This is a genomic window from Candidatus Eisenbacteria bacterium (assembly GCA_016235265.1).
Classification (GTDB): Bacteria; Eisenbacteria; RBG-16-71-46; order RBG-16-71-46; family JACRLI01; genus JACRLI01.
In genome coordinates this window covers 24757-44798 of the sequence record JACRLI010000006.1, presented here as the reverse complement: position 1 = coordinate 44798, position 20042 = coordinate 24757, and the positions used below count along the sequence as shown (strand labels likewise).

The 20042-nt window shown below is 68.7% G+C and carries 12 protein-coding genes; all 12 read left to right on the top strand.

Going from position 1 to position 20042, the window contains the following annotated elements; all coding sequences use genetic code 11:
- Positions 1-213: 213 nt before the first annotated feature.
- The 12 genes from HZB25_03270 to nuoH all read left to right on the top strand — a co-directional run bounded on the left by HZB25_03270 (position 214) and on the right by nuoH (position 20042).
- Positions 214-8835, top strand: a complete 8622-nt coding sequence (locus HZB25_03270; GenBank protein ID MBI5836246.1) for a T9SS type A sorting domain-containing protein — start codon at positions 214-216, stop codon at positions 8833-8835.
- Positions 8836-8914: 79 nt separating this feature from the next.
- Positions 8915-9817, top strand: a complete 903-nt coding sequence (locus tag HZB25_03265) for a hypothetical protein (GenBank protein MBI5836245.1) — start codon at positions 8915-8917, stop codon at positions 9815-9817.
- Between the two features lie 335 nt (positions 9818-10152).
- Complete coding sequence (locus tag HZB25_03260; protein ID MBI5836244.1) at positions 10153-10905, top strand: electron transfer flavoprotein subunit beta/FixA family protein; 753 nt, start codon at positions 10153-10155, stop codon at positions 10903-10905.
- Between the two features lie 14 nt (positions 10906-10919).
- The gene (locus HZB25_03255; protein MBI5836243.1) at positions 10920-11900 is read left to right on the top strand and encodes an electron transfer flavoprotein subunit alpha/FixB family protein; all 981 of its coding nucleotides are present in this window, start codon (positions 10920-10922) and stop codon (positions 11898-11900) included.
- A 252-nt stretch (positions 11901-12152) separates the two neighbouring features.
- The gene (locus HZB25_03250; protein ID MBI5836242.1) at positions 12153-12530 is read left to right on the top strand and encodes an NADH-quinone oxidoreductase subunit A; all 378 of its coding nucleotides are present in this window, start codon (positions 12153-12155) and stop codon (positions 12528-12530) included.
- Entirely contained in the window at positions 12521-13036 is a 516-nt protein-coding gene (locus HZB25_03245; GenBank protein MBI5836241.1) for an NADH-quinone oxidoreductase subunit B, read from the top strand. The genes HZB25_03250 and HZB25_03245 overlap by 10 nt, the downstream gene beginning before the upstream one ends.
- A gap of 19 nt (positions 13037-13055) precedes the next feature.
- Positions 13056-13595: an NADH-quinone oxidoreductase subunit C gene (locus HZB25_03240; GenBank protein MBI5836240.1), complete on the top strand. Its 540-nt coding sequence runs from the start codon at positions 13056-13058 to the stop codon at positions 13593-13595.
- Complete coding sequence (gene nuoD / locus HZB25_03235; GenBank protein ID MBI5836239.1) at positions 13585-14775, top strand: NADH dehydrogenase (quinone) subunit D; 1191 nt, start codon at positions 13585-13587, stop codon at positions 14773-14775. The genes HZB25_03240 and nuoD overlap by 11 nt, the downstream gene beginning before the upstream one ends.
- A complete protein-coding gene (nuoE, locus tag HZB25_03230) occupies positions 14775-15248 on the top strand; it encodes an NADH-quinone oxidoreductase subunit NuoE (GenBank protein ID MBI5836238.1) in 474 nt (157 codons plus the stop codon). The genes nuoD and nuoE overlap by 1 nt, the downstream gene beginning before the upstream one ends.
- A complete protein-coding gene (gene nuoF, locus HZB25_03225) occupies positions 15245-16540 on the top strand; it encodes an NADH-quinone oxidoreductase subunit NuoF (GenBank protein ID MBI5836237.1) in 1296 nt (431 codons plus the stop codon). The genes nuoE and nuoF overlap by 4 nt, the downstream gene beginning before the upstream one ends.
- 8 nt (positions 16541-16548) lie before the next feature.
- On the top strand, positions 16549-19068 hold the full coding sequence (nuoG, locus tag HZB25_03220; GenBank protein ID MBI5836236.1) for an NADH-quinone oxidoreductase subunit NuoG: 2520 nt from the start codon (positions 16549-16551) through the stop codon (positions 19066-19068).
- Entirely contained in the window at positions 19065-20042 is a 978-nt protein-coding gene (gene nuoH, locus HZB25_03215) for an NADH-quinone oxidoreductase subunit NuoH (GenBank protein MBI5836235.1), read from the top strand. Before nuoG ends, nuoH begins: the two co-directional genes overlap by 4 nt.

Genomic DNA, 20042 nt, shown 5'->3' with positions numbered 1-20042 from the left:
GGGGCTCCGATGAATGCGGGCAGCCCCCACCGGCCCAGCGCCGGACCCGGTGGAGGGGGAAACGAGAGGACTGCAAGCCACCGGACGTCGCCGCCAGAAACCGATCGGGCGGCTTGTGAGATACGCAGAAGCAATGAACAGGGCCCTTCGGGGCCACAGGGGTTTAGAGAGAAAGTGAACGTGATTCCGGTTCATCCACAAGGAGGTTCGGGAATGAATGGCTGGCGGAAAACGGTCGGCGCTCTGCTGCTGACCCTGATCTGCGCGGTCGGACTGGTGCCCAGCTTGGTGCCCAGTGCCAACGCCGCGCAGACGTACGTCACTCCCCTGACCAACCACGGGGTGCGCTCGGGATACGTCGGGAACTACTTGACCCGACTTTCCCGCGTGTTCTTCTCCCGCGGTGCGGCCCAGGACAGCGCGACGTACGTGGTCCACAACAAGCAGGCGTTCTGTGTCGGCCGCCTGGATGTGTACTCGAACGTCCAGGACACCGTGAAGGCCGTGAAGGTGACCGACAAGAACGACAACATCGGCAACATCGATGAAGTCCGGATCTACGTCGACACCAACGGAAACAATCTCTGGGACAGCGCCGACCAGCTGGTCGCCACGAGCCCGGCCAACCTGGCCTTCACCGGCCCGGCAGCCACCGACTCGATCGCGACCTTCATCACCTTCAGCCAGACCCTGACGGTTCCGGCCAACACCCACTGGAAGAGCAACGTCGCCGGCTCGTGGCCCCTGGCCACCGCCGCGGGTGACTCGCTCGCCCAGACCGACCCGCACCTGGGCCTGTTCGTCGTCTACACGATGGCGCAGCAGGTGACCAACGGCAGCAAGCTCCGGATCGCCTTCCAGGGCGGCGCCAGCGGCGTGGTCCTCAACTCCGTCTTCCAGGACTCGACCATGTGGGCCACCACCGGGATCTTCAACAACGGTTCCGGTTCCTGGCTGCTCGGCCCCCTGGAGAACGACAGCACCGTGACCGCGGTCGCGCGCACGCTGGAGGCGGGTGCCACCTACACCGCCACCGCCGAGCGCATCCTTCCGTGGGCCCAGGCCAACCACTACGGTTCGCCTTCGCTGAACGCCGTCGGCCAGCCGGCCCTGAACAAGGCCAGCCAGCAGGACACCAACGTTCCGATCCTGTACTTCGGCCTGCAGGCGCCGGACACGGGCTTCGCTTCGTCGAAGAGCCCCGGGCCGGCAGCCGGCCTGCGCCTGTTCGGTCGCGGCGACACCACGCGTGTCGCGAGCGGCCTCGGCGCGTTCAAGGGCAACCTGTTCGACTCCCTGATCACCGTGACGGTGACCAGTGAGAACACCAACGACATCGACGTCAAGACCGTGAAGCTGTGGCTGAAGGGTACCGGCAACACCGCCGACACCATCCAGACCGGCGACACGCTGATGGCCGTGGTCGGTGGCACCGCCGGCGCGACGCCGTTCTCCGGCTCGCCCGCCAAGGCCACCCTGACCGTCGGCTCGGGCAGCGGCGTGGGCTCGGTCCTCGCGAACGGCAACACCCGTTTCGCGCCGGGCCAGTCGCGCAACTACCTGGTCACCTACGACATGAACTCGGTCGGCCGGACCCACAACGGGGACGTGCTCGACGTGCGCATCACGCAGTTCGACATCTTCTCGCGCACCTGCGGCTACACGCCGCCGGTGGACGTGGCGGTCGACTCTGCGCAGGTGACGTTCCTGTCGCTGCCGTTCACGGTGTGGATTGACACCGTGACCAGCAACCGCACGCTGCGCGCCAACTCCTTCCCGGACAGCACGACCAACATGTCGGGCATCCTGGTGAAGGGCGTGATCGACATGGGCGCCAAGAACTACGGCTCGGGCCTGCTGCTCGCGCCGGAAGTCGCCCAGGTCAAGGTCAAGAACGCCTCCAGCGACATTGACTCGCTGGTGGTGGACCTGCGCGCGTTCGGTCACAGCATGCGCTACAACCTGCCGAAGACCGGCTGGCGCCCGCTGGGCACGGACACGGTTTGGGCCGACACCTTCTCGGTGCTCGACGGGACCACGGCGTACAACGACGCGTGGGGCTCCGGCCTGACCCGCGACCGCTACGCCGCGGACACCTACAACCGCCCGACCGTGACGGTCTCCAACGGGAACACCGGGTTCCTGGCGCAGCCGGACGGTCCGTACACCGTGGCCAACACCGGCGCGATCACGGGCATGGCGTTCCCGAAGTGGTACGCCTACTCCCGCACCCTGCTGGGCGTGGGCCAGGTCGACTCCGGCTGGGCCCCGACCGGCTTCCCGGGTGACAGCTACGCCGGCCCGTACTCGATGATCCCGGTGGACAGCTGGGTGCCGAACCGCGTGACCGACGTCTCGTTCGCCATGGCGGACAGCGGCAAGCTGGACATGCAGTTCGCCCCGAGCTCGGGCACCAAGGACGGCGGACGTGTGGGCAGCCCGCGCAGCGGGATGCGCAGCACCGCCAAGAACGCCGGCGGCGGCGCGTGGTACGTCTACGCGCAGTCCAACTGGCTCTCCGGCGCCCCCAGCGGCGACATCAACTGGGCGACCGTGATTGACACGATCCCCTGGAACGACACGCTGAGCATCTCGGGCAACGTGAGCCACCGCATCCGTGACCTGTTCGGCACGGGCGGCAACCCGGCCACCAAGGTCGTGAAGTTCAACCAGAACGCCCACTACCTGTTCGGCGTCCGGACCCGCGACAACGGCGGCAACCTGGAGCTGAACACGTTCTACTACTCGACCTTCGCCGACACCCTGGCGCCGGCGGTGAACCTGGTTTCGCCGACCCGCCAGTGCGGCGTGTACGGTCCGTCCACCAACCTGAGCACGGGTGGCAACCACCACCTGTACGTCTACGCGGTCGTGGACAGCTCCAACGGTCCGGACATCTCGGGCGGCAGCGTGCGCCTGCACATCCGGTTCCGTGACGTCGACCCGAGCACCCCGGGCAACCAGCCGGGACCGTGGGATGACGCCAACATCGACGTGAACGAGATGGGCCTCGGCTCGCTCCCGCGTCCGATGGACCAGGTGGGCAGCTCGTACTGGTTCATGTACCAGATCGCCAGCATCGACAACTCGACCAGCCTGCAGGACGACTTCGAACTGACCGTGACGGCATCCGACGTCCACGGGAACTTCGAGTCGCCGCAGCACTCGTACGAGCGGGCCAACAGCCTGATCCAGGGCGGCCTGAACAACCTGTGCTTCGTCTGGGACGACCAGCCGCCGGTCTGTGAGCTGATCAAGATCAACGGCCAGGAGACCAGCAGCGGCGTCCTGCCGATCGTGGACACCGGTGTGGACTCGGTCAGCCTGACGGTCCGCGTGACCGACGCGGTCAGCGACCGCCTCGGCCTGCCGTTCTTCTTCCGTTCCGACCTGGGTGGTGACGTCCACACCTACGGCTGGCTGCACACCGCCGCGCTGACGCACGAAGTCGTGATCCGCTACCCGTCCTCGGGTGCGGTTGCGACCTCGCCGACCGCGGGCGGGTTCACCGGCTCCGCGTACGTGTTCGTGCGCGACAGCGCCGGGAACGAGTGCAGCTCGACGAAGTCCTTCTACCTGAAGGACACCTCGCCGCCGACGGCGCACTTCACCGCTCCGCTGATGAACACGCGCCTCGCCCTGCCGTACACGATCTCGCTCGCGGCGTCGGACAACGCCGGCCTGGGCGCGGCGGTCCTGACCCTGTGGAACCACGCGACCAGCGCGTTCATGGACACCATCGTGATTCTCCCGCGCCCGGACGTCGAAGAAGAGACCAAGGGCAAGGGCGGTCCGAAGGGCACTGCGGTCGCGACCCAGACCTACAGCTACAGCTGGAACCGCAGCGTCAGCTACACGAAGATCGTCGGGATGGCCAATGACGGTCAGTACGACATCAAGGCCACCGTGTACGACCTGGCGAACAACACGGTCACGACCACGACGACCTTCATCTACGACGCCCTGGCGCCGACGCTGGCGCTGGCCATCGTGGACCCGGTCACCATCGGCGGCCGCGTGACCATGCCCACGACCGTGACCTTCAAGGCCACGCCGCAGGGCCCGTACGCGACCGACGTGACCTCCGCGCGGTTCTTCTGGAAGCGGAAGACCGTCGCCGACGAGTACTTCTCGTACACCAGCATGGGCACCGTCAACACGCTGCGTGACGGCGCGTACTGGCTGACCTACGGCACGTTCCCGTCCAACGACTCGATCGACGTTCGCGTGATCGGCTTCGACGCCGCCGGCAACATGGCGTACGACTCCGACGCCGACGCCGAGTTCGACCCGGGTACGTTCCCGACCGCGCTGGCGACGGTGCCCCCGTCGGCGGTGCAGTTCTACACCACCTCGGGCCCGGCCTTCGCCCTGTGGAAGGTGACGGACGTCACGTCCTCCACCATCTACTACCCGAGCACCCTGCTCGGTGGCAGCGGCTGGGTGTACGCGAGCGGCAACGACTCGCTGTACGTGAACCCGCAGGACAACGCCAACAACAGCGTCGACGCGTACGCCGAGTACACGCTGACCGGCCCGAACCTGGGCGCCGGTTCCAACGTGTACGGCACCACGCCGGCGACGATCCAGCTGGGCCACGTGACCGTGTCCCCGTACAACTTCGGGTTCGGCCTGTCCCGCCTCGCCGGCCTGCAGACCTACCTGCAGGTGAACGGTTACTGGCAGGGCACGCTGACCGTGAAGATCTACGACAGGTTCGGTGGGGTCACCTCGACCGACGCCATCCAGATCGGCGTCACGAACGTGAACCCGAACCAGGCGGTCGTGACCGCCCCGAACAACGGCTGCGTGGTGTACGGTGACGTCTCGTTCAGCGCGATGGTCATCGACGCCTCCAGCATTCGTAAGGTCCGCTTCGACTACAAGAGCGTCTCGGGCGGCAGCTTCACGCCGTTCGACTCGATGCTGACCGCCGCGGCCTCGGGTTCGCCCAAGACCTACACCGGCGTTCTGCACACGATCGGACTCCTCGCGGATGGCCAGTACCTGGTCCGCGCGGCCGCAATCGACTCCGCCGGCAACTTCGACCCCGCTGTGAACAACATCAGCGTGATCGTGGACAACGCCGGTCCGGCCCTCACCATGGGCCCGGTGGTCGAGCCCCTGGGCGGCGGCACGTGGATCGGTGGTGGCACGGGCACGGCCTTCGACGGCCGCACCCACACCCCGATCATGAGCCTGAGCGCCACGGTGACCCGCAGCATCGCGCCGGTGACCAACGTCGCGTGGCAGGCGAAGCTTGCCACCGTTCTCCCGAGCAGCCCGATCACGCCTGCCTCGGCCGAGATCGCGTCCAACTGGCTGAACCTGGGCAGCGACGCGAACACGCCGTACGCCCTGAGCTACCTGTTCAACGGCGCGGCGATCTCGACCTGGACGAGCCAGTTCGGCAACGTGGGCAAGGTGCAGTTGCGCGCCACGGTGACGGACAACGCGTGCAGCGGGGCCCGGACGGTCGCGACGCCGGACAACGTGCTGTACAACATTGACTTCAACGCGCCGCGCGCGTTCTTCCAGACCGTCGCCGGCCAGCCGGTCACGGCGGTCCCGGTGAACGTGACCGCGGGCACCAACGTGGCGCTGGTTGCGGCCACCTACGACGACGTGCCGACCGCCGCCCTGAACGTGGGCGTCGACAGCGTCTGGTTCCACGTCTACAACGGCAGCGGCGTCCAGATGTTCGACGTCCGCATGGCCGCGAGCCAGGGTGTGAGCGGTGCGTTCACCACCCTGTGGAACACCACGGGTCTGGCCGCCGGCCTGTACACCGTGTACTTCCAGTCGTGGGACAACCTGCACAACTTCTCCGAAGTCGCCAGCACCACCGTGCTGGTCTCCGACCAGCTCTCCCCGGTCGCTTCGATCGCGGGTCTGCTGCCGAAGGCCGTCTACGCGGTGAGCTACGACAAGGACGTGAACGACGTCCAGTTCCAGGCCCGCCTCAGCGGCGCCGGCTCCTGGACCAACGTCGGAATCAGCACCCAGGTCTTCAGGGGCACGCTGACTCCGGCCGCGGCGAAGGGCCTCGGCAACCGCGTCGTCCGCAAGCTCGCGAACGGCAACGTGGCGTGGACCCTGTGGAAGACGACGTTCGACGCGGCGAAGTACGCGAACGGCACGTACGAATTCCGTGCCGTCGCGAAGGACACCGCGGCGAACAGCGACCCGACCCTGGCCCCGGTCACCTCGGCTGCACTCGCGGTGAGCAGCGGCCTGGCGAACTGGACCATGACCAACCTGGCGCAGATCGCGAACATCAGCTTCGCCTCGAACGAGACGGACTGTGACAGCGCGCTGGTCCAGGTGACGACGGACGGCACCGGTGGCGTCCCGGCGGTCCTCGCCGTGGAACGCGCGGTCAACACCGCGGACGACGCCTACGTGGCCTACGCGGTTGCGATGCGTCAGAACACCATCAACTCGACCCTGTACGCGGGCTCCGTGCCGCTCAACACGATCACCAGCGACGGTGGTCTGGCGTGGGTGTTCGCGGGCCTGAATAACGGACTGGTGACGGACCTCGAGATGGCCGGCCTCACCGCCTTCTCGGTCACCCCGTCGCTCGGTTCCTACAGCACCATCCGCAGCCTCGAGACCGTGGGCGGCCTGCCGGTTGCGCAGGCGTACTTCCCGCCGGCCTCGGTGAGCTTCACCAGCCACGCCTTGCTGCTGCCGACGGACATGCCGCAGCCGCAGCCGGACGTGAACCGCATCCGTGGAGTGCCCTCGGCGTACGGCAACATCATGTACGGCGTGGAAATCTGCGGGTACAACGACAGGGGACTGATCTCGAAGCAGAGCACCGAGACCTCGGCCCCGAGCTTCCTCAAGCCGGTGCAGCTGGTCCTGAAGTACGGCACCCCGCTGGGCGCGAACACCGCGAACGCCCTGACCGTGGCGCTGTGGGACTTCGACACCGGTGCGTGGGACCTGAACCACACCACCCAGGTCACCATTGACCCGAGCCAGAACCTGGCGACGGCGTGGGTGACCGAGGCGGGCTACTACGCCGTCGTGGAGAAGGACTTCACCGTCCACAACGGCAACATCACCATCACGGACGTCAAGGCCCTGCCGGGCGAGATGACGTGGCCGGCCCACCTGCAGATGCCGGTGAACGGCTTCGTGGATGCGCGCCCCTGCTTCTCGGCGCTCATCAACCACACGTTCGGCAATGACAAGGTCGACAACGTGATGGCGTGGATGCGCCCGGTGGGTGGCAACTACATCAAGATCTACGACTACAAGACCAGCTTCACGCACTGCGGTCTTGATGACGAGATGGGTTACGAGTCGGGCAGCGGCTTCATGAACATCTGCTACGAGGTGTCCGAGAGCGAAGGCTGCTTCGACAACAACCCGGGCAACGACGACGGCGCGTTCCCGTCGCTGAAGACCGGCAACTACCAGCTGAAGGTTGCCGCCTCCTCCGCGACCGGCGACTACACGTTCGTCGAGACCCAGTTCAACGTGGACGCCAACGGTCCGACCGTCACCAACCTGACCCCGGTCTACCAGGGCAACAACCCGGTGATCCGGTTCAGCGCGAGTGACGCCGGCGCCGGCCTGAGCGCCACGCGCATGGCGGTGGACGTGTTTGTCCAGGAGTTCGACCGGGACAACGCGTCGCTGCGGTACCCGCACTACAAGGGTACGCTGTACAACAACAACATCACCCGTGACTCGTCCAGGACCGCCGACGGCGTGACCACCTGGTTCTTCTCGGCGAAGACCAACTTCGACCTGAAGGACGGGGATCACCTGCGCGCGGTCGCGTACGGTGGCATGGTGAGTGACTGGTTCGTGGACAGCTCGTACCACTACACCGACGACGCGCGGCAGTACCACGCGGCCGGTGGCGTGAAGGACTCGCTCAACAACGGCGCGACTCCGCTCGAGATCAACACGACCATCAACCTGAACTTCGCCGGTCCGACCACCCAGAATGCCACGGGCATCTGCGTGGGCCCGAACCCGGTGATCAGGGTCCAGATCAGTGACAACGGCAACGGCGTGGACAAGAACTCCCTCGTGATCGCGTACAAGAACGTGACCACGGGCGCGACCCTTGCCACCCACCGCATCTCGGACGTGAGCTTCTCGGGCGACCTGATGACGGACGCCACCTCCTTCAACCTGGCCGACGGCACCAAGCTGCAGGCCACGCTGACCGTGGGTGACAACGGCACGCCCAAGAACTTCCGGACGGCGACGTACGACTTTACCGTCGACGCGTCCCGCCCGGTGGTCACTCTCGCCACGGGCGCCAACATCTCCGACGGCACGATCAAGCTGGACATCGCGTCCACGGACTGCAACGGCGACTACAACGTCAACTCGGAGAGCATCCAGGTCCTGGTCGACGGCGCCTCCTGGCCGTTCACGTACGACGCCGCGATGCACCAGATCTCGATGAGCAACCCGGGTTACGGCAAGACCCTCGTCGTCAACGTGACCGACAACGTCGGCAACGTGGGCACCTTCCGTGGCGTGACGCAGTCGCAGACGCTCGCGATCAGCGGCGACGCCAAGAACTACCCGAACCCGTTCGATAACAAGGCGCCGAACAACACCACGACCATCGTGTTCGGTCTGACCAAGAACGCCACCGTCGATGTCACCATCTTCGACCTGGCGGGCAACACGGTCCGCACCAAGCACGTGGACAACGCGACCCCCCAGTCCACCTGGGTCTGGGACGGCCGCACCGACGACGGCAAGACCGTCGCCCGTGGTGTCTACCTCGGCCGGATCAAGGCCAGCGACGGCTCCCGCACCGCGACGGCGATGATCAAGATCGCCGTGGCCCGGTAAGAGTGGAGGAGGGGGCCCGGGTAACCGGGCCCCCGACCCGCCGATGTCCTTGAAAACGACAGACAAGGAGGTAGCAAAGATGTTCCGGAAAGGCTCCCTGGTCCTGTTGGCCGGCCTGGCGCTGTTTGCCGTGACCGTGCCCGCGTGGGCCGAAGACAGTTCGGATGCGAAGAACTTCGCCCCGCTTTCGCGGACCGGGTTCGATGCGCGCGCGCTCGGCATGGGCGGCGCCTACGTCGGACTGGCCAACGACGCGGCCGCGGGTTACTGGAACCCCGCGGGGCTTTACATGATGGGCGAAGGCGCAACCAGCCTGAGCTCCATGTACACCACCGGTCTCTCCAATGACCGCTTCCAGAACTACATCGCCGTTGCGCACCGCTTCCAGAGCTTCTCGCTGGGCGTGACCTGGTTGAACTCGGGTATCCGGGACGTCCAGGGCTGGGATGGCCAGGGCAACTCGACCAGCAACTTCGGCGAGTTCGACAACATCGTCGGCCTCTCGGTGGGTGTCGGCACCGACCGCGCGGCCTTCGGGTTCACGCTGAAGGGCTACTTCCAGGGCCTGAACAGCCAGCAGCGCAACGGCGTCGGCCTCGACGCCGGCGTGCAGTTCAAGGTCAGTGACATGCTCACCCTGGGCGGCGTGCTGCAGGACATGGGCGGCAAGGTCGGCGGCGACCGCCTTCCGGTCAACCTGCGCATCGGCGCCGGCCTGTACCCCATGGAGCGCCTGCGCTTCGCCATGGACGTGGAGCGGACCGAGAACTCGGCCACCGTGCTCCACGGCGGCGGCGAGTACGGCGTGAAGTTCGGTGATGACGCGATGGCGTTCCTCCGTGCCGGCGTGAACGACTCCAAGTTCAACGCGGGTCTCGGTGTGAAGGTCAGCAAGCTGCAGGCTGACTACGCCTTCACGGGCGAAAAGGAGTCGGGCTTCGGGAACGCGCACCGCGTGAGCCTGAACGTCCACTTCCAGTAACCGCCCGGTCTCACTCGAAGCCTTTCCGGGAGGACGGCGCCATGATGGCGCCGTCCTCTTTCCTTAAGCGGTGCGCCCAGGGGCCGGTCCGAGTGCCCGTCGCCCCCGCCAATTCAGAGTGCCCGTCGCCCCCGCCAGCCGTCCCGGCCCGCCTGCCCCCCGGCGCACCTCATGCCCCCCGCGCCGGACGTCCCGGCCCGATGCCCGCGCCTTGACACGGGCGTCCGCAACCGCCAAAATGCGCCAGTCCAGCAAGGTTTTCCCCTCCGGGCTGGTTGATAACGCGAATTCCGACCACTCTCGTGAACCATTTCACAATCCGCGGAGCGCGAGCCGTGAAGATCGTCGTTTGTCTCAAGCAGGTGCCGGATTCCGAGACCCGCGTGAAGGTGGGCGCGGATGGGCGGCACGTGGACCTTTCGGGCGTGAGCCTGGTGGTGAACCCGTACGACGAGTTCGCCATCGAGGCCGCGCTGAAGCTCAAGGAGGCGGGCACCGCCGAGGACGTCACGGTCCTCTGCCTGGGCCCCGCGGGAGCCGTGACCTCCATGCGCACGGCGCTGGCGATGGGTGTGGACCGCGGGGTGCTGCTCAAGGCCGACACCGGCGACGCCGACGGCCGCGCCGTGGCCGTGGCGCTGGCGGCGAAGCTCAAGGAACTGGCGCCGGACCTGGTGCTCTTCGGCAAGCAGGCCATAGACGACGACGGCTCGCAGGTGGGCCCCCGCGTGGCGGACCTGCTGGGCCTGCCGTGCGTCACCGTGGTGACCGGCCTGGAGGTCTCCGGCGGCCGGGTGCGCGCGGAGCGCGAGATCGAGGGTGGCCTGGAAGTCTGCGAGTGCGCCCTGCCCGCGGTGATCACCACGCAGAAGGGCCTCAACGAGCCGCGCTACCCCTCGCTCAAGGGCATCATGGCGGCCAAGAAGAAGGAGATCCAGGAGTCGGACGTGGTCCTCGAGGCCCCCGGCCTGGTGGTGAAGGCGGTGACTCCGCCCCCGGCGCGCAAGCCCGGCCGGATGGTCGGCGAGGGCGCGGCGGCGGCGGCGGAGCTGGTGCGGGTTCTCCGCGAGGAGGCGCGCGTCATCTGACGCGCGGGGACGCCATGGCAATCCTGGTCTTCATCGAGGCCCGCGAGGGCTCCATCCGCAGGGTGTCGCACGAGGCGCTGGGCGCGGCCCGGGGCCTTGCCGCCGGGCTGGGCAACGCGCCCGTGGTGGCCGTGGTCCCGGGCCACCAGGTGGCCGGCGTGGACGCCATGGGGGCGGCCGGCGCCGACCGCGTGCTGGTCTACGACGCCCCGCACTTCCAGTCCTACACCCCCGACGGGTACGCCGCCGCGGTGGCCGACGCGGCCGGCAGGACCGGCGCGGCGGTGGTGCTGTTCGCGGCCTCGGCCATGGGCAAGGATCTCGCCCCGCGCGTGGCTTCGCGCCTGGGCGCCGGCCTGGCCACCGACTGCACCGCGCTGCGCGCCGAGAACGGCAGGCTGGTGGCCACCCGGCCGGTGTTCGCCGGCAAGGTGGTGACCGAGCTCACCTGGGACCGGCTTCCGCAGGTGGCCTCGCTGCGGCCCAAGATCTTCGAGCCGCTGGCGCCGGACGCCTCCCGCTCCGCGACCGTGGAGAACATGCCCGCGCCGGTGGGTGAGGGGGACCTCAAGGTCCGCACCGTGGAGCTCAAGGCCGCGGCGCAGGGCAGGGTGGACCTGACCGAGGCCGAGATCATCGTGTCCGGCGGGCGCGGTCTGAAGGGGCCCGAGGGCTTCGGGGTGCTCGAGGACCTGGCCGCCGCGCTGGGAGGCGTGGTGGGAGCCTCCAGGGCCGCCGTGGACGCCGGCTGGCGCCCGCACGCCGACCAGGTGGGCCAGACGGGCAAGACCGTATCGCCCAAGCTGTACGTGGCCTGTGGCGTGTCCGGGGCCATCCAGCACCTGGCCGGGATGACCGGCTCGAAGTGCATCGTGGCCATCAACAAGGACGCCGACGCGCCCATCTTCAAGGTGTCCGACTACGGGCTGGTGGGGGACCTGTTCGAGGTCGTCCCGGCCGTGGCCGCGGAAGTGAGGAAGCTCAACTCGCGCTGACGCGCGCGGGCGGGCAGGCATGCCCGCCCACGCAGGTCGGGCATTCGTGCCGGACCTGCGGGTGTCGTGAAACCCGGCAGGCAGGAACGCCTGCCCTACTGGACTCGGGCCGCCCGGCAGACTAGAATGTGCCGGTTTGGGAAGCGGATCCCCTGAGGGGGTCCCAGGGCTGCGGGCTCTGCATGAGCCCGCAGGGACGCGGGCCTCTCGCGGGGCCCCGGGACGGGAAACGACGGAACGCTCATGTCACCCATGGCACCGGGTTCCACCGACTTCATCCACACCTACCTGCCCGCGCTCATCCTGTTCCTCCTGGCGGCGGGCTTCGCGGCCGCCACCGTGGCCGCCTCGCGGTTCGTGGGCCCGCACCGGCCCTCGCGCGAGAAGAACATGCCCTACGAGTGCGGCATCGAGCCCGTGGGGAGCGCCTCGGAGCGCTTCTCGGTGAAGTTCTACCTCGTCGCGATGCTGTTCATCATCTTCGACATCGAGGCCGTCTTCCTGTACCCGTGGGCGGTCGCGTTCAAGCAGCTGAAGCTGTTCGGGCTGTTCGAGATGCTGGTGTTCATCGCGCTGCTGCTGGCCGGCTACGTCTACATCTGGAAGAAGGGGGCGCTCGAATGGGACTAGAGGAAAAGGTCCCCGAAGGCATCCTGCTGACCAGCGTGGAGAAGATGGTCGGCTGGGCGCGCGCGAGCTCGATCTGGCCGTGCACCTTCGGGCTGGCGTGCTGCGCGATCGAGATGATGGCGGCCGGGGCGTCGCGCTTCGACCTGGCCCGCTTCGGCGCGGAGGTCTTTCGCGCCTCCCCGCGGCAGTCCGACCTCATGATCGTGGCCGGGCGGGTGAGCGTGAAGATGGCGCCGGTGCTGCGGCAGGTCTACGACCAGATGTCCGAGCCCAAGTGGGTCATCGCCATGGGCGCGTGCGCCTCGTGCGCGGGCGTGTTCAACAACTACGCCATCGTGCCGGGCGTGGACCGCATCGTGCCGGTGGACGTGTACGTGCCGGGCTGTCCCCCGCGCCCGGAAATGCTGATCCAGGGCATCATGAAGCTCCAGGAGAAGATCCGCACCGGCAGCCTCAAGCCGGTGGTGGTGGACATGCCCGACCGCCCGCGGGCGGCGGGCGCGTAGGCGGGCGGGGAGGATCACGGTGAGCGAACCAGCCGGGCCGGTTGCGGCCGCGTTGCGGGAACGCCTCGGGGACGCGGTCCTGGGAGAGGCGGAGTTCCGCGGCGAGATCACCCTCACGCTGCGCAAGGACCGCCTGCTGGAGGCCCTCGCGTTCCTGCGGGACGAGCCCGCGCTGCGCTTCGACCTGCTGAGCGACATGACCTCGGTGGACTGGCCGGAGCGCGCCGAGCGCTTCGACATCCTGTATCACCTCAACTCCACGGTTCACGGTCACTTCGTCCGGGTGAAGGTCCGCGTGGGCGACGGCGAGCCCTGCCCCAGCGCCACCGGCGTGTGGGGTGGCGCCAACTGGCTGGAGCGCGAGATCTACGACCTGATGGGCATCCCCTTCGAGGGCCACCCCGACCTGCGCCGCATCCTCACTCCCGACGACTGGGAAGGCCACCCGCTGCGCAAGGAATACCCGCTGGGACGCGAGGAAGTGGCGTTCACGCACAACCTGGACACCTACAAGAAGCGCCCCGTCACCATCAGCCCGGACTACACGGATGCCTACTGACGTCGCCAGTCTCCACACCGAGACCATGACCCTCAACATGGGCCCGCAGCACCCGTCCACGCACGGGGTGCTCCGGCTGGTGCTCGACCTGGACGGCGAGACCGTGGTCCGCTGCACGCCCCACGTGGGCTACCTGCACACCGGCATGGAGAAGCAGGGGGAGAGCAAGAACTACTACAAGTTCATCCCCACCACCGACCGGATGGACTACCTCGCGCCCATCTCCAACAACCTGGGCTACTGCCTGGCGGTGGAAAAGCTGTGCGGCATCGAGGTGCCGCTGCGGGCGCAGTACATCCGCGTGCTGCTCACCGAGATGACGCGCATCGCCAGCCACCTGGTGTGGCTGGGCACCCACGCCATGGACATGGGTGCGCAGACGGTGTTCCTGTACTGCTTCCGCGAGCGCGAGAAGTTCCTGCTGCTCCAGGAGATGATCTGCGGCGCCCGTCTCACCGCCAGCTTCGTGCGCATCGGCGGCGTGATGCTGGACATGCCCGGGGGCTTCCTGGAGGCCGCCAGGCAGTTCGTGGACGAGATGCCCGGGCACATCGTCCAGTACGAGACGCTGCTCACGAAGAACCCCATCTGGCTGCGTCGCACCAAGGGCGTGGGCGTGCTCACCGCCGCGCAGCTGAAGGACCTGAGCGTCACCGGCCCGCTGCTGCGTGCCGCCGGCGTGAAGTGGGACCTGCGCAAGGCGCGGCCGTACTCCTCGTACGACCACTTCGACTTCGAGGTGCCCACGGCCACCGGCGGCGACGTGTTCGACCGGTACGTGGTGCGTCTCGAGGAGATGCGCCAGAGCGTGCGGATCTGCCAGCAGGCGATCGCGAAGATGCCCGCCGGCCCGTACCGCTCGCCCGACTCGAAGTACGTGCTGCCGCCGCGCGAGGACGTGCACTCCAGCATGGAGGCGCTGATCCAGCACTTCCGCCTGGTGACCGAGGGCTTCCGCCCGCCGCCGGGCGAGGTGTACCAGGCCGTGGAGGCGCCCAAGGGGGAGCTGGGCTACTACCTCTGCAGCGACGGCGGTCCCAACCCGTACCGCGTGCACGTGCGCGGCCCCTCCTTCGTGAATCTCCAGTCGCTGGCCGCCATGTGCGAGGGCCGCCTGGTGGCCGACGTGGTCGCCGCCATCGGCTCCATCGACATCGTGCTGGGGGAGGTGGACCGCTGATGGCCCTCGAGTTCAAGCCCGCGGCGCTGGAAGAGTGCCGGCGGATCATCGCGAAGTACCCGCGCAAGCGGTCGGCGGTGCTGCCGGTGCTGTACGTGGCGCAGCGCGAGTTCGGGTACGTCTCCGAGGAGGCCGAGGCGCTGGTGGCAAAGCTGCTGGACCTGCACGCCGAGGAGGTGTCCGGCGTGGTGAGCTTCTACACCATGTTCCACCGCCAGCCGGTCGGCAGGTACGTGGTGGAGGTGTGCCGGACGCTCTCGTGCGCGCTGATGGGCGCGGACGACATCGCCAGCCACCTGCGCAAGCGGCTGGGCATCCAGCCCGGCGAGACCACCCCGGACGGTCGCTTCACCCTGCGCAACGTGGAGTGCCTGGCCTCCTGCGGCACCGGCCCCGCGGTGCAGATCAACGGCGTGTACCACGAGAACCTGACCATCCAGGCGCTCGACCGGATCCTGGACTCGCTGCCATGAACGACATTCTCTTCAAGCACTTCCACAAGCCCGGGCTGCGGGCGCTGGCCGGCTACGAGGCCGCGGACGTGGGCGGCTACCAGGTCGCGCGGCAGATGCTCACCTCGAAGGTGGCACCGGACGAGATCATCGAGAAGGTGAAGCAGTCCGGCCTGCGCGGCCGCGGCGGCGCGGGGTTCCCGGCCGGCATGAAGTGGGGCTTCGTGCCCAAGGTCTCCGCCGACCCCAGGTACCTGGTGGTCAACGCCGACGAGAGCGAGCCGGGCACCTTCAAGGACCGCGAGCTCATGGAAAAGTGCCCGCACATGCTGTTCGAGGGCATCCATCTCGCGGCCTACGCCATCGGCGCGCACCTGGCGTTCATCTACATCCGCGGCGAATTCGTGCAGCAGGCGCAGATCCTGGAGGAGGCGCTGGCCGAGGCGTACGCCAGGGGCTACTTCGGCAGAAACATCTTCGGTTCGGGCTACGACCTGGAACTGGTGGTGCACCGCGGCGCCGGCGCCTACATCTGCGGCGAGGAGACCGCGCTGCTGGACTCGCTGGAGGGCTACCGCGGCCAGCCTCGCCTGAAGCCGCCGTTCCCGGCGGTGAAGGGGCTGTACGGCGGCCCGACGGTGGTCAACAACGTCGAGACCATCTGCTGTGTCCCGTTCATCGTGGGCCAGGGCCCCGCGGCGTTCCGCAAGTTCGGCACCGAGAAGAGCCCCGGCACCAAGATCTTCTCGGTCAGCGGTCCGGTGAAACGCCCCGGCAACTACGAGCTGCCCCTGGGCACCTCGCTGAAGACGCTGATCTACGACGTATGCGGCGGGATGCGCGACGGCCACGAACTGCGCGCGGTGATCCCCGGAGGCTCGTCCGTGCCGGTGCTGGACGCCTCGAAGGTGGATATCGCCCTGGACTTCGAGTCGGTGCAGGCCGCGGGCTCCATGCTGGGCTCCGCCGGGGTGATCGTGATGAGCCAGCGCATGTGCATGGTGCGCGCCACGCTCAACCTGATCCGGTTCTACCGCCACGAGTCGTGCGGCAAGTGCACCCCGTGCCGCGAGGGTACCTACTGGATGGAGAAGATCCTGGACCGGATCGAGCACGGCATGGGCCAGCCGGGCGACCTGGACCTGCTGCTGGACCTGTGCGGCACGTTGCTGGGGCGCAGCTTCTGCGCGCTGGGCGACGCGGCGGCCATGCCGGTGGAGAGCTCGGTGCGCACGTTCCGCGAGGAGTACGAGGCCCACATCCGCGAGAAGCGCTGCGTCGTCCGCGACGCGGCCCTGGCGGGATCCCGGTAGAGGATGCCATGCCCGACCCCAAGATGATCACCCTCAACATCGACGAGCGCGCGGTGACCGTGCCCGAGGGCACGCTGGTCACCGAGGCGGCGCGCCAGCTGGGCATCGTCATCCCCATCTTCTGCTCGCACCACCGGCTGAAGCCGCTGGGCGCGTGCCGCATGTGCCTGGTGGAGAAGGTCGGCGTGGGCAAGCCCATCCCGGCGTGCACCGAGACGGTGACCGAGGGCATGCAGATCCGCACCCAGAGCCCCATGGCGGTGCAGGCCCGGACCGGCATCATGGAGTACCTGCTGGTGAACCACCCGCTGGACTGCCCGGTGTGCGACGAGGGCGGCGAGTGCGACCTGCAGGACACCAGCTACGACCACGGCATCACCGGCTCCCGCTTCGGCGAGATGAAGCGCGCCTTCGACCAGGTGGACCTCGGCCCCGTCGTGGTGCTGGACCGCAACCGCTGCATCGTGTGCGCGCGCTGCGTGCGCTACTGCAAGGACATCATGGGCGACACCGCGCTGGCCATCGAGGAGCGCGGGTACCAGAGCCGCATCAGCTCCCTGGGCGGCGGCCCGCTCGAGTGCCAGCAGTGCGGCAACTGCATCGAGGTCTGCCCGGTGGGCGCGCTCACCAGCCGACCGTTCCGGTTCCGTTCCCGGCCCTGGGAGCTGAAGCAGGTGGAGACTGTCTGCACCTACTGCTCCAACGGCTGCACCTACCACCTGGGCCGGCACGGCTCGAAGGTGGTGCGCGCGCGGGCCAAGCGCTCGCACGGCGTGAACCGCGACTTCCTGTGCGCGCGCGGCCGCTTCGGCTACGAGTTCATCAGCGCGGCGGACCGCCTGCAGCACCCGAAGGCGCGGCGCGACGGGACCACCGGCCGGGTGGAGTGGAGCGCGGCGCTGGACGCATGGGCGAAGGCCGTGGAGGCCGCGAAGCGCGCCGGCAAGGCCGTGGCCGGCCTCGCGGGGGCCCGGCTCTCCAACGAGGATCTGTACCTGTTCCAGAAGCTCTTCCGCGAGGTGCTGGGCTCGCCGCACGTGGACCACCGCATGTCCGCGCGCGCCCCGCTCTCCGGGGCGACCTTGCGCCGGCTGGCCGCGTTCCCGCCCGCCCCGGCCTCCGCGCTGGAGACCGCGGGCGCGGTCTTGAGCTTCGGCGAAGACCTGTGCGAGGAGCAGCCGCTCTACGGCACCAGCGTGCTGCGCGAGCTCAACTACCGGAACCTGCCGCTGGTGGTGGCGCACTCTCGCCGCGTGGACCGCCTGAAGGCCGCGGCGTCCACGCTCACGTATCGTTCGGGCGCCGAGCTGGCCGCCGCACGCGGCCTGCTCAAGGCCGTGGCCGCGCACCCCGCCGCCGCCGCCGCGCACCGCGAGGCCGCGGCGAAGTTGTGCGACGCGTGGACGTGGGAGTCCGTGGCCTCCGGCAGCGGCCTCGCGCGCGAGGCCTTCGAGCTCGCCGCCGCCACGTTCTTCGCCGCCGGGCCGCGGGTGCTGCTGTTCGGCTCGCGCGTGTTCGCGAGCGCCGAGGCCGAGGCCCTGGTGGCCGCCCTCTCGGACATCGCGCTGCTGGCCGGCGCCGCGCTCACGCCGCTGTGGGACCGCGCCAACACCCAGGGTGCGATGGACCTCGGCGTGCTGCCCGACCTGGGCCCCGGCTACGCCGCCGCCCCGAAGGCCGGCTGGAACACCGCCGAGATCCTGAAGCGCGCCGCCGCCGGCGAGGTCGGGGTGCTGGTGCTGGCCGGCGCCAACCCGCTGAGTCACTTCCCGGACCGCAAGCTGGCCGAGGCCGCGCTGCGCAAGGTGGATTTCGTGCTGGTCCTGGAGCTCTTCGACACCGAGGCCACCGGGGCCGCCCACCTCACGCTCCCGGCCTGCTCCTACGCCGAGTCGGACGGCTCGATGACCAGCGCCGAGCGCCGCATCCAGGCGCTGCGCGCCGCGGCTCCCGCGCCGGGCGAGGCGATGCCGGACTGGCGCATCCTCGAGCGCCTGGCGGCCGCCGCGGGCACGGCCTGGAACTACGCCGACGTGCGGGCGGTGCAGGAGGAGATCCGCACCGGGGTGAAGCTCTACTCCGGGCTGGGCCGCCGCGTGGGCCCGGCCGCGCCGTGCTGGACCCTGGAGGGCGCCGCGGCGCCGGTCTTCGCGCCGGTGCCCGAGGGCCGGGCGGTGGCCGCACCCGCCGCGGGCCTGTTGCGCGTCGAGGCCGGCAACTCGATCTTCCACCACGGCACCCTGACGCGCCACGACCCGGTGCTCACCGGCCTGCTGCCTTCGCCGGTGCTGCATGTGTCCGCCGAGGACGCGGCCCGCCTGGGGCTGGACGAGGGCGACCTGGCGCAGCTGGAGGCCCCGGGCACCCGCCTGGAGGTGCGCGTGAAGGTGGGCGGCCCGTCCGCGCCGGGGGTTGCGTTCTTCCCCGACCATTTCGCCGGCGCGGAGGCCAACCGCATCCTGGGCCCCGGCGCCGCCCACGCCGACCTCAAGCTGGTCCCGCTGGGGGCCTCGGTGCACTCGTCATGACGCCGGACATCCTCAACGTGGTGCTGCAGTCGTTCCTGCGGGGCGCGATCGTGATCGGCACGTTCCTGGGCGCCGTGACGTACCTGGTGTGGGCGGAGCGCAAGATCGCCGGGCACATCCAGCTGCGCATCGGGCCCGAGCGCGTGGGCCCGTTCGGCCTCCTGCAGACCATCGCCGACGTGCTGAAGCTGTTCCTCAAGGAGGACGTGACCCCCACCGAGTCGCGCAAGATCCTGTTCCACATCGCACCCATGATCGCGGTGATCCCGGCCATGTCCTCGTTCGCGGTGATCCCGTTCTCCAGCGGCCCGGGCGGGCGGATCGCCGACCTGAACGTGGGAGTGCTGTACGTGTTTGCGTTCACGTCGCTGTCGGTGTACGCCATCGTGCTGGCGGGCTGGTCGTCCAACAGCAAGTACTCGGTGCTGGGCGGGCTGCGGGCCACCGCGCAGATGATCAGCTACGAGCTCTCCATGGGGCTCGCGGTCATGGGCGTGCTGATGGGCTCCGGCAGCCTCTCGCTGGTGGACATCGTGAACGGCCAGGCGCACATGTGGAACATCGTGTGGCAGCCGCTGGGCTTCCTGCTGTTCCTGGCCTGCGCGGTGGCCGAGACCAACCGCGCGCCCTTCGACCTGCCCGAGGCCGAGTCCGAACTGGTGGCCGGCTTCCACACCGAGTACAGCAGCATGAAGTGGGCGTTCTTCTTCCTCGGCGAGTACGCCGCCATGATCACCGCGTGCGCCATGATGACCACGCTGTTCCTGGGCGGCTGGCAGGGCCCGTTCCTGCCGCCGTACGTGTGGTTCTGCCTCAAGGTGGCGGCGCTGATCTTCGTGTTCATCTGGCTCCGCTGGACCTTCCCGCGCCTGCGCTACGACCAGCTCATGGCGTTCGGGTGGAAGGTCCTGCTGCCCCTGTCCCTGTTCAACATCGTCGTCACCGCCGTGGTGATGACCTGGATCGGGAGGTAG

What these genes read in the sequence shown, in the direction of transcription:
- HZB25_03270 (MBI5836246.1), top strand. Translation starts at nt 214, where the DNA reads ATGAATGGCTGGCGGAAAACGGTCGGCGCTCTGCTGCTGACCCTGATC.
- HZB25_03265 (MBI5836245.1), top strand. Translation starts at nt 8,915, where the DNA reads ATGTTCCGGAAAGGCTCCCTGGTCCTGTTGGCCGGCCTGGCGCTGTTT.
- HZB25_03255 (MBI5836243.1), top strand. Translation starts at nt 10,920, where the DNA reads ATGGCAATCCTGGTCTTCATCGAGGCCCGCGAGGGCTCCATCCGCAGG.
- HZB25_03250 (MBI5836242.1), top strand. Translation starts at nt 12,153, where the DNA reads ATGGCACCGGGTTCCACCGACTTCATCCACACCTACCTGCCCGCGCTC.
- HZB25_03245 (MBI5836241.1), top strand. Translation starts at nt 12,521, where the DNA reads ATGGGACTAGAGGAAAAGGTCCCCGAAGGCATCCTGCTGACCAGCGTG.
- nuoD (MBI5836239.1), top strand. Translation starts at nt 13,585, where the DNA reads ATGCCTACTGACGTCGCCAGTCTCCACACCGAGACCATGACCCTCAAC.
- nuoE (MBI5836238.1), top strand. Translation starts at nt 14,775, where the DNA reads ATGGCCCTCGAGTTCAAGCCCGCGGCGCTGGAAGAGTGCCGGCGGATC.
- nuoF (MBI5836237.1), top strand. Translation starts at nt 15,245, where the DNA reads ATGAACGACATTCTCTTCAAGCACTTCCACAAGCCCGGGCTGCGGGCG.
- nuoG (MBI5836236.1), top strand. Translation starts at nt 16,549, where the DNA reads ATGCCCGACCCCAAGATGATCACCCTCAACATCGACGAGCGCGCGGTG.
- nuoH (MBI5836235.1), top strand. Translation starts at nt 19,065, where the DNA reads ATGACGCCGGACATCCTCAACGTGGTGCTGCAGTCGTTCCTGCGGGGC.